Annotated in this window: 12 protein-coding genes and 1 pseudogene; 10 read left to right on the top strand and 3 right to left on the bottom strand. The window is 71.6% G+C overall.

Annotated elements, in window-relative coordinates; all coding sequences use genetic code 11:
- Window positions 1-8: 8 nt before the first annotated feature.
- Together ACIQM3_RS08435 and ACIQM3_RS08430 are read right to left on the bottom strand one after the other, a co-directional pair.
- Complete coding sequence (locus ACIQM3_RS08435; protein WP_401620620.1) at window positions 9-923, bottom strand: cation diffusion facilitator family transporter; 915 nt, start codon at window positions 921-923, stop codon at window positions 9-11.
- Window positions 924-1,059: 136 nt separating this feature from the next.
- Window positions 1,060-1,401, bottom strand: a complete 342-nt coding sequence (locus ACIQM3_RS08430) for a DUF6479 family protein (RefSeq protein ID WP_401620617.1) — start codon at window positions 1,399-1,401, stop codon at window positions 1,060-1,062.
- An 88-nt stretch (window positions 1,402-1,489) separates the two neighbouring features.
- Between ACIQM3_RS08430 and ACIQM3_RS08425 the strand changes: the two genes are divergently transcribed.
- From ACIQM3_RS08425 to ACIQM3_RS08380, 10 genes and pseudogenes are all read left to right on the top strand, one after another.
- The gene (locus tag ACIQM3_RS08425; RefSeq protein ID WP_401620614.1) at window positions 1,490-2,455 is read left to right on the top strand and encodes an LLM class F420-dependent oxidoreductase; all 966 of its coding nucleotides are present in this window, start codon (window positions 1,490-1,492) and stop codon (window positions 2,453-2,455) included.
- 161 nt (window positions 2,456-2,616) lie between these two features.
- Window positions 2,617-3,009, top strand: a pseudogene (locus ACIQM3_RS08420) (molybdopterin-dependent oxidoreductase); the annotation flags it as partial.
- Window positions 3,010-3,070: 61 nt separating this feature from the next.
- Window positions 3,071-3,274, top strand: a complete 204-nt coding sequence (locus tag ACIQM3_RS08415; RefSeq protein WP_401622435.1) for a hypothetical protein — start codon at window positions 3,071-3,073, stop codon at window positions 3,272-3,274.
- A gap of 12 nt (window positions 3,275-3,286) precedes the next feature.
- On the top strand, window positions 3,287-3,682 hold the full coding sequence (locus ACIQM3_RS08410) for a hypothetical protein (RefSeq protein ID WP_401620612.1): 396 nt from the start codon (window positions 3,287-3,289) through the stop codon (window positions 3,680-3,682).
- 35 nt (window positions 3,683-3,717) lie between these two features.
- A complete protein-coding gene (locus ACIQM3_RS08405) occupies window positions 3,718-4,290 on the top strand; it encodes a 2Fe-2S iron-sulfur cluster-binding protein (protein WP_401620609.1) in 573 nt (190 codons plus the stop codon).
- The gene (locus ACIQM3_RS08400) at window positions 4,287-5,282 is read left to right on the top strand and encodes an FAD binding domain-containing protein (RefSeq protein WP_401620606.1); all 996 of its coding nucleotides are present in this window, start codon (window positions 4,287-4,289) and stop codon (window positions 5,280-5,282) included. Before ACIQM3_RS08405 ends, ACIQM3_RS08400 begins: the two co-directional genes overlap by 4 nt.
- 44 nt (window positions 5,283-5,326) lie before the next feature.
- Window positions 5,327-7,423, top strand: coding sequence for a xanthine dehydrogenase family protein molybdopterin-binding subunit (locus ACIQM3_RS08395; protein ID WP_401620602.1), 2,097 nt, complete (start codon window positions 5,327-5,329; stop codon window positions 7,421-7,423).
- 153 nt (window positions 7,424-7,576) lie between these two features.
- Window positions 7,577-8,092, top strand: a complete 516-nt coding sequence (locus ACIQM3_RS08390) for an ATP-binding protein (RefSeq protein ID WP_401620599.1) — start codon at window positions 7,577-7,579, stop codon at window positions 8,090-8,092.
- Window positions 8,093-8,243: 151 nt separating this feature from the next.
- Entirely contained in the window at window positions 8,244-9,650 is a 1,407-nt protein-coding gene (locus ACIQM3_RS08385; RefSeq protein WP_401620596.1) for an NADP-dependent succinic semialdehyde dehydrogenase, read from the top strand.
- 22 nt (window positions 9,651-9,672) lie between these two features.
- On the top strand, window positions 9,673-12,060 hold the full coding sequence (locus ACIQM3_RS08380; protein ID WP_401620594.1) for a phosphoketolase: 2,388 nt from the start codon (window positions 9,673-9,675) through the stop codon (window positions 12,058-12,060).
- An 81-nt stretch (window positions 12,061-12,141) separates the two neighbouring features.
- Here the strand turns inward: ACIQM3_RS08380 and ACIQM3_RS08375 are convergent, their stop codons facing one another.
- Complete coding sequence (locus ACIQM3_RS08375) at window positions 12,142-12,549, bottom strand: hypothetical protein (protein ID WP_401620592.1); 408 nt, start codon at window positions 12,547-12,549, stop codon at window positions 12,142-12,144.
- Window positions 12,550-12,603: the final 54 nt, after the last annotated feature.

The raw sequence follows: 12,603 nt of genomic DNA, 5'->3' as shown, positions 1-12,603 counted from the left end.
GGCCGCGGTCACACCCCACCCCGGGGCGGCGCGTTGGTGATGTCGAGGAAGACGTGCTCCGCCTCCGGCCAGCCCTGGGCGATCGACCGCTTTATGCGCACGGCGACCCGCTCGACCTCCTCGCTGTCGATGCCGGGTGCCAGGTCGATCCTGGCCGCGACCAGCACCGAGTCGAGACCGAGGCCCATGGTGAACAGGGCCGCGACGTTGTCGATCTCGGTCTGGGCCGCGAGGAGGTCCTCCACGCCCCGGCGCAGCCCGGGTTCGGCGGACTCCCCGATCAGCCGGTCGCGCGCGTCCCTGCCGAGCCGGAAGGCGACGCAGACCAGCAGCACGCCGATCGCCAGGGAAGCCGACGCCTCCCACACGACGTCTCCCGTGACCAGGTGCAGCACCATGCCCGCCATGGCCAGCAACACGCCCAGCACCGCCGTGCTGTCCTCGGCGATCACCGTCCTCAGCGCGGGGTCACGGGCGGCACCCTTCTCCCCGCGGAGCTGGAGCAGAGCGCGGACGAGGGAGCCGCCTTCCGCGAGGAAAGCGACCCCGAGGACGACCAGGCCCACGGTGTAACCCTCGGGTGACTCCTGCTCGTTCCGGCCCAGAGCCTCGAACCCCTGGAAGAACGAGAAACAGCCCCCCACGACGAAGATTCCGACGGCCGCGAGCAGCGACCAGAAGTAGCGCTCCTTGCCGTACCCGAAGGGGTGATCGGCATCCGGAGGACGACGGCTGCGCCTCAGCGCGGCCAGCAGAAAGACTTCGTTCACGCTGTCCGCCACGGAGTGCGCGGCTTCGGACAGGAGGGCGGGGGAGCCCGAGAGGAGTCCCCCTACTCCCTTGGCCACTGCGATCACAAGGTTGGCCGCGAGTGCGACCAGGACGGTCATGCGGGTCTTGCGGTCCGACTCCTGCCGGTTCATATGCCCCCCGGTTCCATGTTCCTGTTCCTCCGATCGACGGTGAATGGTGATGGGCCCCGGCGCAGACGTCCGGGCCCGCTCCATGACGGGCCCGGACGTCTGCGCCTCGCCGGCCGGTGGCCGGCGCGATCGTCTGTCACTCACGCCGGCGGTCGTCCTCCTCCGGCGGCGGAATCACCTCGTTACCGCGGTCGCTGAGCTCGTACGGCGAGAGGGCATGGCCGTCCTCGGGGAAGTGGTCCGCGCCGTGCTGCCCGCTCTCCTGGATCTCGGTCCGGTGCTCCGGACGCGGCGGCTGCTCGTGGGGGAGTGGCGGCCGTGATTCCTTGTCGCGGCGCCGCATCCCGAACCAGAAGCCGCCGATCAGCAGAAGCACCACGAACAGGCCGACGATGCCGATGATCACGCCTACTGCTCCCGGCCCGTCGGCGCCGCCGGTGCTGGCGAGCGATTCCCATACTCCGTTCGTTACGTCCATGCATGGCGCATACCCCGGGGAGTCGATCACAGACAGCCATTGACATGAATTCATGTTTTATGGCGATGTCACGGTAAATGAGTTTCATATGGTTCAGATCGGCTACACGATGATGACCGAGCAGGCAGGCCCCCGCGCCCTCGTCAGGGACGTGGTCGCGGCGGAAGAGGCCGGCTTCGACTTCTCCGTCACCTCCGACCACTACTTCCCCTGGTTGGGTTCCCAGGGACACGCGCCCTACGCATGGTCGGTCCTGGGAGCCGCGGCCCAGGCCACCTCCCGGATCCCGCTGATGACGTACGTGACCTGCCCGACCACCCGCTACCACCCCGCGGTGGTCGCACAGAAGGCGGCGACGCTCCAGCTCCTCGCCGAGGGCCGCTTCCGTCTCGGCCTCGGTTCCGGAGAGAGCCTCAACGAACACGTCGTGGGCGCGGGATGGCCCTCCGCCCATGTCCGGCTCGAGATGCTCGAAGAGGCCGTACAGATCATCCGCGCCCTCTTCGACGGGGGCTACGTCAACCACCACGGCACCCACTTCGACGTGGAGAACGCCACGCTCTGGGACCTGCCCGACAAGCGTGTCCCCATCGGCATCGCCGTCTCCGGGGAGAAGTCCTGCGAACTCGCGGGAACCCTCGGCGACCTGGTCATCGCCACGGAGCCCAAGAGTGAACTCCTGAGCGCGTTCGACCGGCACGGCGGGGCCGGCAAGCCCCGCGTGGGACAGGTGCCGGTCTGCTACGACACCGACCGGGACGCGGCCGTCGCCCGCGCCCACGACCAGTTCCGCTGGTCGCTCGGCGGCTGGAAGGTCAACTCGGAGCTGCCCGGCCCCTCCGCCTTCGAGCAGGCGACCCAGTTCGTCCGCGAGGACGACATCGCCGGAGCGATCCCGTGCGGCTCGGACGTCGAGGCGTTCGTCGAGGCCGTACGCCCCTACAGCGAGGCGGGCTTCACCGAGGTCGCTCTCGTCCAGATCGGCGGGGCCCACCAGCAGCCCTTCATCGACTGGGCCCGGAGCACGCTCCTGCCGGCGCTCCGCGAACTGTAGGCGCGGGCCGCTACACGAGGCGCATGGACGGCGACGTTTCCCCGCCGCACACCGGGTACGAGATCTTTCGCGGGCCTGCCCGTCGGAACACCGCTCGTGTCGCCGACACGGAGCCGGGGGGCGAGCCTGGAGTCAGTCCCCGGACCGCTGGAGGAAATGCGATGGGAGCAGGCAATCCGCTCGGCCGTCGGCCCGTGTTCCGCCGGCTGACCGGCGCTGATCCTCAGAGCAGAGGGCGGGCGGTGGTGTCCGTACTGCGCGATGGGCTGCGGCCGGCAGGCCCGCCGCCACCAGGGGCTGTACCGACGACCGTACGCAGCCGGCTGGGAGCCGCTCGACCTGGAGACGACGATGGACACGGTCGCGGACCGTGTCGCCGGGACCAGGCGCAGGACCTCCAGCACGCGGACTGCATCATCATCCAGGGGCCGAACTTCGCCGAGGCCCATCCGGTCGGCTTCCAGCGGGTGCTGGAGGCGAAGGCGCGCGGCGCCCGGATCATCCATGTGGACCCGCGCTTCACCCGCACGAGCGCACTCTCCGAGCTTTTCGTGTCCTCTCCGGCCCCGCACCTGGCAGTTCCGGGACACCGAGATACAGGCGCCCTCCGGGGACGTGGACGAGCGGTACGGGGACCGCGCGGGCGACGACGACGCGCACGAACGGGTCCACTCCGCGGCCGGGTCGGAATGGAACGCCGCCTCGGCCTGCACACGCTTCGGGGTCCTCGCGGCGGGAATCGCTTCCGCCGATGACCCCGTACACACGGTCGGCCCCCAGCGTGAGGCCGCCGAGCAGCGCTCACAGCGCTCCCAGTGAAAGGAACCCAGGGTGAACAGCACGCAGGAACAGACACAGGAACACCAGGAGAGCGGCGATGTCGTCGTGGCGGTGACCGGCTGCCCGAAGGAGGACGCGCGCACCGTGTTCGACGTGCTGCGCCACTCCTTCGTCTCCGACCGCCCGGCGGGCGACGCCCCGGAGGACGCGTCGGACACGCGCCCCACCGTGTGGACGGCGACCGTCGACGTCACCGAGACGAAGGCCGGCCCCGGGCCCGCGCGGCTCTCCGAGCCGGTGATGGTCGAGGCCCAGGGCGGCTACTGGGCGGTCGACCGGCTCCGCAAGCAGCTGGCGGACGCGTTCACCGTCCGGCTCGTGGGAACAGCGGCCGGCGACCAGGAGCAGGAGATCCGCCTGCGGCTGGAGAGCCACCGACCCGCGTGACGCCCGCACGTACCGAACCCGGAAGGTAACGCGACATGAATGCCACCCCGGGGACCGCCGACGCGGATGCGGCCCAGGTGCCGACTCCCGACGACTGTTCCACCTTCACCCTGCACGTCAACGGCACGGCACGGACCCTGACGCTCGATCACCGCACCACCCTGCTGGACGCCCTGAGGGAGCACCTCGGACTCATGGGCGCGAAGAAGGGCTGCGACCACGGTCAGTGCGGAGCCTGCACCGTGCTCGTCGACGGCCGGCGCGCCAACAGCTGTCTCCTGCTGGCCGTCGCCCAGGAGGACGCCCACATCACCACCGTCGAAGGGCTGGCCGAGGGCGACCGGCTGCATCCCCTGCAGGCGGCCTTCCTGGAGAGGGACGCGCTCCAGTGCGGCTACTGCACCCCGGGGCAGATCTGCTCGGCGGCCGGCATGCTCCGGGAGGCCGAGGACGGCTTCCCCTCCCACGCCACCCCGCGGCCGGCGCTCGCCGCCGGGGGGCCGGCCTCGCTCGACGCGGACGAGATCCGCGAGCGGATGAGCGGCAACCTCTGCCGGTGCGGCGCTTACCCCCACATCGTCGAGGCGATCAAGGACGTGGCCCCGTGAAACCCTTCGCCTATCTGCGCCCCGCCACCGTGACCGAAGCCGTCCGGGCGGGCGCCGGACACCCGGGCGCACGGTTCCTGGGAGGCGGAACCAACCTCGTCGACCTGATGAAACTCGGCGTCGAGTCGCCGGGCCTGCTCGTCGACGTCAGCCGGCTGCCGCTGGACCGGGTGACGCGGACGGACGACGGCGGTCTCCGGATCGGCGCGACCGCGCGCAACAGCGACCTCGCCGCCCACCCCGACGTACGGAGCGGCTATCCCGCCCTCTCGCAAGCCCTGCTGGCCGGAGCATCCGGGCAGCTCCGCAACACCGCCACCACCGGCGGGAACCTGCTCCAGCGCACGCGGTGCCCGTACTTCCAGGACGTCTCCAAGCCCTGTAACAAACGGGTGCCCGGCTCGGGCTGTCCGGCCAGGGAGGGAGCACACCGCGATCTCGCGGTGCTGGGCCACTCGCAGGACTGCGTCGCGACCAACCCCTCGGACATGGCGGTCGCCCTGGCGGCCCTCGACGCCGCCGTCCTGCTGCACGGACCCGAGGGGGAGCGGACCGTGCCCGTGACCGACTTCCACCGGCTGCCCGGCGACAACCCGGACCAGGACACGGTGATCCGCCCGGGCGAGCTGATCACCGAAGTGGTGCTGCCGCCGGCTCCCGCCGTTGCCGTCTCCCTGTACCGCAAGGCCCGGGACCGCGCCTCGTACGCCTTCGCCCTGGCCTCCGTCGCGGCCGTGCTGGGTGTGCGCGACGGCCGCGTCGACCATGCCTCGCTCGCTTTCGGCGGGCTCGCGCATCGGCCGTGGCGTGCCCGGGTGGCCGAGGACGTGCTGCGCGGTGCCCCCGCGAACGAGGACACCTTCACGCGCGCGGTGGACGCCGAGCTCGCGGCGGCCAGACCCCTGCGCGACAACGGCTTCAAGGTGGACCTGGCCCGCCGGCTGGCCGTCGGCGCCCTGGCCGAACTCACCGCCGAGGCCACGGCCGGCTGACAGGCCGTCGCTGCGCACCCCCCTACGAACCGAGGACTTCCGTCATGAGCGACTCCCCCCGGGCGCTGGGCGCGCCCGTAGTCCGCCGCGAGGGCCGGGACAAGGTCACCGGCACCGCCCTCTACGCCGCGGAGCACACCACTCCGGGCTGTCTGTACGGCTGGATCGTCCCCGCCGCCGTCGCGAGCGGGCGCGTCACGGCGATCCGTACAGCCGACGCGCTCGCGGTGCCGGGGGTGCACACGGTCCTGACCCAGGACAACGCGCCACGGCTGAAGGAGCCCGACGACCCGATCCTCGCCGTGCTGCAGGACGACCGGGTGCCGCACCGGGGCTGGCCCGTCGCCCTCGTCCTGGCGGAGAGCCTGGAATCCGCGCGGGCCGGCGCGGAGGCCGTGCACGTCGAATACGCCTCCACCGGGCACGATGTGGTCCTCACCGGGGACCACCCGGGCCTCTACACCCCGGAGGAGGCGAACGGCGGCTACCCGGCTCTTCGCGAACGCGGCGACGCCATGCGCGCGTTCGACGCCGCACCCGTGCGGATCGACGCCACCTACACCTTGCGGGGCCTGCACAACCACCCCATGGAGCCGCACGCCTCCACCGCGCGGTGGGCCGAAGGACATCTGACCGTCCACGACTCCAGCCAGGGAGCGACCGCCGTCCGGGAAAGTCTCGCCACGGCCCTCGGGCTCGACCCGGACCGCATCACCGTCATCTCCGAACACGTCGGCGGCGGCTTCGGCTCCAAGGGCACCCCACGGCCCCAGGCGGTCCTCGCCGCGATGGCCGCGCGGCACACCGGTCTCCCGGTCCAGCTCGCCCTGCCCCGGCGGTACATGCCGGCGATCGTCGGGCATCGCGCACCCACCCTGCAGCGGGTCCGGCTGGGAGCCGACCGTGACGGCGTCCTCTCCAGCGTCTCCCACGAGATCGTCACGCACACCTCACGGATCAAGGAGTTCGTCGAGCAGGCCGCTGTACCCGCCCGCATCATGTACGCCTCGCCCCACAGCCGTACGGAGCACCGGGTGGCGGCACTCGACGTGCCCAGCCCGTCCTGGATGCGCGCACCGGGGGAGGCCTCGGGGATGTACGCCCTGGAGTCGGCCATGGACGAACTGGCGAACGCCCTCGGCCTCGATCCCGTCGAGCTGAGACTGCGCAACGAACCGCGGACCGAGCCCGACAGCGGGCGGCCGTTCAGCAGCCGTAACCTCGCCGCCTGTCTGCGCGAGGGCGCCCGGCGCTTCGGCTGGCACGACCGGGACCCGCAGCCCGCCGCCCGCGAGGACGGGCCGTGGCTGCTCGGCACGGGTGTCGCGTCCGCGACATACCCCGTACTCGTGTCGAAGGCGGCGGCCTCGGCGCAGGCCGCTCCCGACGGCTCCTACCGCATCGGGGTCAACGCCACCGACATCGGCACCGGCGCCCGTACCGTCCTGGCGCAGATCGCCGCCTCGGTCCTGGACACACCCCAGGAGAACGTGACGGTCGACATCGGGAACAGCGATCTGCCCAACGCACCCGTCGCGGGCGGCTCCTCGGGCACGGCCTCCTGGGGCTCCGCGGTGCACAAGGCGGCCACCGCCCTGGTACGCCGGCTCGAAGGGCACACCGGCCCGCTGCCGCCGGAGGGCATCACCGTCACCGCCGACACCGGCGAGGAGACGGCGGAGGAATCCCCGTACGCACGGCACGCCTTCGGCGCCCACTTCGCCGAGGTGGCCGTCGACTCCCTCACCGGCGAGGTCCGGGTGCGCAGACTGCTCGGCGTGTACGCCGCCGGACGTATCCTCAACTCCCGTACGGCACGCTCCCAGTTCATCGGCGGGATGGTCATGGGGCTCGGCATGGCCCTCACCGAGGGCAGCACCATGGACCCCGTCTTCGGGGACTTCACCGAGAGCGACCTGGCCTCCTACCACGTGCCGTCCTGCGCCGACGTCCCCGACATCCAGGCGCACTGGATCGACGAGGACGACCCGCACCTGAACCCCATGGGCAGCAAGGGCATCGGAGAGATCGGCATCGTCGGGACCGCGGCCGCGATCGGGAACGCCGTGCGGCACGCCACCGGCGCCCGGGTGCGCGAACTCCCCCTCACCCCGGACAAACTGCTGCCCTACCTGCCGTGACACCCGGTGCCCGGCTCCCTCGGTTGCGCAACCGGCCCCCTCGGGTCACCCTGATGAGTGACCCAGAAGTGATTACTGCTCACGCTTCGTGTTCGGGGGTCGTTGGTTCAAACGGGGTGAAGCGCGTGAGCCTCGCGGTGAGGAGCCTCGACGATGACCGTTCCACTCGACCGGCACTATATGGTCGAACTGCAGGTGTCGGCAGAGCGCATTTCCCAGCTGCGGCGCATAGTCGCCGCACACCTTCGTCACTGGAGTCTCGACCTGCACGTCCGGCCGGTGTGCCGGGCCGCGGAGGAGCTCCTGACGAACGTCCAGCGACACGTCGGCGACGACAACCACTGCGTCGTCGAGCTCCGCTGGAGCGGCCGGCACCTGACGGTGTCCGTGGCCGACAACGATTCCCGGATGCCCCGGCTGCTCGACGGCGGTGGCGGCGGCCTCAGCCGCGTCATGGCCCTCAGCGACAGCTGGGGCACCTGCCGGACCCCCGACGGCAAGGTCGTGTGGTTCACGCGCTACGCCGAGACGCCGTGCACCACCGGACTGCTGCCGCCCACGCCGTTCCCCGGCGGGCGCACGTTCCTCAGCGGCCCGGCGGACGAAGGCGGCCAGGTGGCCGGTAGCAGCCCGGCGGTCGAAAGTGGCCCGGTGGCCGAACTCGTGTGACGAACAGCCCGGTGTGCCGGCCCGGCCGGCGCGGACGGTGTGCCCCCGGCACGCATGATCCGCGCCGGCCGGGTACGTGTGCGTGAGGGGTCGCGTTGCGCGCTGCGGCGTGGCGCGGCACGGTCGAAGAACAACGCAAGGAGGCACTGCCATGCCCATCGCGACGGTCAATCCCGCGAACGGCGAGACGCTCAGGACATTCGACGCGCTGGACGAGCGGGAGACCGAGCGCAGGCTCGCCGCCGCGCACCGCGCGTTCCGCAGCTACCGCACCACCGACTTCGCCGAGCGCGCCCGACTGCTGAACCGGGCCGCCGACCTCCTCGACGAGGACCAGCAGGACATCGCCCGCACCATGACCACCGAGATGGGCAAGCCGGTCAAGGCCGCCCGCGCCGAGGCCGCCAAGTGCGCCAAGGCGATGCGCTGGTACGCGGCCGACGCCGAGCGCCTGCTCGCCGACGAGCACCCCGATGACACCGACGTCAAGGACTCCGGTGCCTCCCGCGCCCGCGTGCACTACCGGCCGCTGGGCGTCGTGCTCGCCGTGATGCCGTGGAACTTCCCGCTCTGGCAGGTCATGCGCTTCGCCGCGCCGGCCCTCATGGCGGGCAACACCGGCCTCCTCAAGCACGCCTCGAACGTGCCGCAGACCGCCCTGTACATCGAGGACCTGTTCACCAGGGCCGGGTTCCCCGCAGGCTGCTTCCAGACGCTGCTCATCGGCTCGGGCGCCGTCGAGGCCGTCCTGCGCGACCCCCGGGTCGCCGCGGCGACGCTCACCGGCAGCGAACCGGCGGGCCGCGCGGTCGCCTCCGTCGCCGGCGACGAGGTGAAGAAGACCGTGCTGGAACTCGGCGGCAGCGACCCCTACGTCGTCCTGCCCTCGGCGGACGTCGCGAAGGCCGCGGAGACCGCGGTGACCGCCCGCGTCCAGAACAACGGCCAGTCGTGCATCGCAGCCAAGCGCTTCATCGTCCACACGGACGTCTACGACGCCTTCACCGAGCGGTTCACCGCGGGGATGCGCGCGCTGACCGTCGGCGACCCGCTGGAGGAGTCCACCGACGTGGGTCCCCTCTCCAGCGAACAGGGCCGCACCGACCTGGAGGAGCTGGTCGAGGACGCCCTCGGCAAGGGTGCCACCGCGCTGTGCGGCGGCGGCAGGCCCGACGGGCTGGACCGAGGCTGGTTCTACGAGCCCACCGTGCTCACCGGGATCACCCCGGACATGCGCATCCACCGCGAGGAGACCTTCGGCCCCGTCGCGACGCTCTACCGGGTGTCCGACCTCGACGAGGCCGTGGATCTCGCCAACGACACACCCTTCGGGCTCAGTTCCAACGTCTGGACGCGTGACCAGGGGGAGATGGACCGCTGCGTGCGCGACCTGGAGGCCGGCGGGGTGTTCTTCAACGGCATGACGGCCTCCCACCCCGCGCTGCCGTTCGGCGGGGTGAAGCGCTCCGGCTACGGGCGGGAGCTGGCGGGACACGGCATCCGCGAGTTCTGCAACGCCACCACCGTCTGGTACGGCCCCGGCTCGGACGCCAGCTAGTCATGCCCCAGGGAGACGCTTCATGACCGACGCCCGAACACCGTCCGGGGCAGCCGTCCTGTCCGACACCGAGCTCTCGGCACTCGACGCGCACTGGCGCGCCGCCAACTATCTCGCCGTCGGCCAGATCTACCTGATGGCCAACCCCCTCCTCGAGGAGCCGCTGGCCCCGGAGCACATCAAGCCGAGGCTCCTCGGCCACTGGGGCACCTCGCCCGGGCTGAACCTGGTCCACACCCATCTCAACAGGGTCGTCAAGGCACGGAGCCGGCAGGCCCTCTGTGTCTGGGGACCGGGCCACGGCGGCCCCGCCGTCCTCGCCAACTCCTGGCTGGAGGGCAGCTACTCGGAGACGTACCCCGATGTCAGCCGCGACCGCGCCGGAATGGGAGCCCTGTTCAAGCAGTTCTCCTTCCCCGGCGGTGTGCCCAGCCACGTCGCCCCGGAGACCCCCGGTTCCATCCACGAGGGCGGCGAGCTGGGATACGCGCTCACCCACGCCTACGGAGCGGCCTTCGACCACCCGGAGCTGCTCGTCGCCTGCGTCGTCGGGGACGGAGAGGCGGAGACGGGGCCGCTGGCCGCGTCCTGGCACTCGAACAAGTTCCTCGACCCCGTCCACGACGGTGCCGTCCTGCCGATCCTGCACCTCAACGGATACAAGATCGCGAACCCGACTGTGCTCGCCCGGCTGCCCGAGGACGAACTCGACGCGCTCCTGCGCGGATACGGCCACGACCCGCTCTACGTCGAAGGCGACGAGCCCGCCGCGGTCCACCGCGCGCTGGCCGCAGCCATGGACCTCGCCGTGGACCGCATCGAGGAGTACCAGCGAGCGGCCCGCGCCGAGGGTGCCTCCGCGCGGCCCCGCTGGCCGATGATCGTGCTGCGTACCCCCAAGGGCTGGACAGGACCCGAGGACGTGGACGGCCTGCCCGTCGAGAACACCTGGCGCGCTCACCAGGTCCCGCTGCCAGGGGTCCGGGACAACCCCGACCACCTGCGCCAGCTGGAGGAGTGGATGCGCTCCTACCGGCCCGAGGAGCTCTTCGACTCCGAGGGCCGTCCCACCGCCCAGGTCCTGGACTGCGTCCCCGAGGGCTCCGCCCGGCTCGGCTCGACGCCGTACGCCAACGGCGGGCTGCTCCTGCGCGATCTGCCGCTCCCTCCGCTCGAGGACCACGCGGTGCGGGTCGACAAGCCGGGGACCGCCGTGCACGAGCCCACCCGGGTCCTGGGCGGACTCCTCGAAGACGTCATGGCGGCCACCGCCGACCGCAGGAACTTCCGTGTGGTGGGCCCCGACGAGACCGAGTCCAACCGCCTGGGCGCGCTCTACGAAGCCACCGGCAAGGCATGGCAGGCGGAGATCCTCCCGACCGACGAGCATCTGGCCCGCGACGGCCGGGTGATGGAAGTGCTCTCGGAACACCTCTGCCAGGGCTGGCTGGAGGGATACCTCCTCACCGGGCGACACGGGCTGTTCTCCTCGTACGAGGCCTTCGCCCATATCGTCGACTCGATGGTCAACCAGCACATCAAATGGCTGCGAACCTCGCGCAGGCTGCACTGGCGCGCGCCCATCGCCTCCCTGAACTACCTGCTCACCTCGCACGTCTGGCGTCAGGACCACAACGGCTTCTCGCACCAGGACCCGGGGTTCGTCGACCACATCCTCAACAAGAGCCCCGAGGTCGTCCGGGTCTATCTGCCTCCGGACGCCAACACGCTGCTGTCGACCGCCGACCATGTGCTGCGCAGCCGCGACTACGTCAATGTGATCGTCGCCGGCAAGCAGCCCGGTTTCGACTGGCTCACCCTCGACGAGGCCCGCGCACACTGCGCCCGGGGAGCCGGGGTGTGGGAATGGGCCGGCACCGAGGACGGCAGCCGCGAGCCCGACGTCGTGCTGGCCTGCGCCGGGGACGTACCCACGCTGGAGACGATGGCCGCGGCCGGGCTGCTGCGGCGGCACCTCCCGGAGCTCGCCGTGCGTGTGGTCAACGTGGTCGACATGACGCGGCTGCTGCCTCACGAGGAGCACCCGCACGGGATGCCGGACGCGGAGTACGACTCCCTCTTCACCCGTGACAAGCCCGTGATCTTCGCTTACCACGGCTATCCCTGGCTGGTGCACCGGCTCGCGTACCGGCGAGCGGGCCACGCCCATCTGCATGTCCGGGGCTACAAGGAGGAGGGGACCACCACCACGCCGTTCGACATGGTGGTCCGCAACGACCTGGACCGCTACCGGCTGGTCATGGACGTGGTGGACCGGGTGCCCGGCCTGGGGGTCCGCGCCGTCGCCGTCCGGCAGGCGATGGCGGACGTACGCACCCGCCACCACGACTGGATCCGGGAGCACGGAACGGACCTGCCCGAGGTGGCCGACTGGACCTGGGAGGGCTGAACGCGGGGGCGGCGTGCCCCGGCGACGCACTCCGGCCGGCCCGCTTCCTCGCGGGCCGGCCGGAGTGCGTGAGGCGCAAGCTCAGTTCACGGTCGTGCGGACGACCGGCGAGACAGCGCCGCCGCCGACGATCCGGAGGTCGTTCTCGCCCTTGATGCCCAGTTTCACGCGGAGGGTGTACTCGCCGCTGGGGGCGGTCCTCATCGTGGCGGGCAGGGACACCCAGCGCTTGCCCTGCCTCTGCTGGAGGGTGACCGGGGTGCCGGCGCCGACGTTCCGGGCGGAGCCGTGGATCCGGAACTCCTCCCAGGCCGTCACGGTGCGGGTGGTCGCGTGGGCGGAGAGGGCCGGACGCGTCGCCAGGTCCTGCGCGCGCTCCCCGGACGGCGGGGCGGGGACCCCGGACGACGCCGCGGCCCCGCCCACCGCGCCGGCCAGTGCCACCGCTGTCAGCAGGGCCGCCGCCGATGCGCGCCTGAATCGGTCCATGAATGGCTCTCCTTCGTCCACGACGTGATCGACGGGATCAACGCGGTGAGATCA

It is taken from the genome of Streptomyces sp. NPDC091271, assembly GCF_044757505.1.
Classification (GTDB): domain Bacteria; phylum Actinomycetota; class Actinomycetes; order Streptomycetales; family Streptomycetaceae; genus Streptomyces.
The sequence above is the reverse complement of the archived record's forward strand: the minus strand, read 5'-3'. Positions and strand labels throughout refer to the sequence as shown.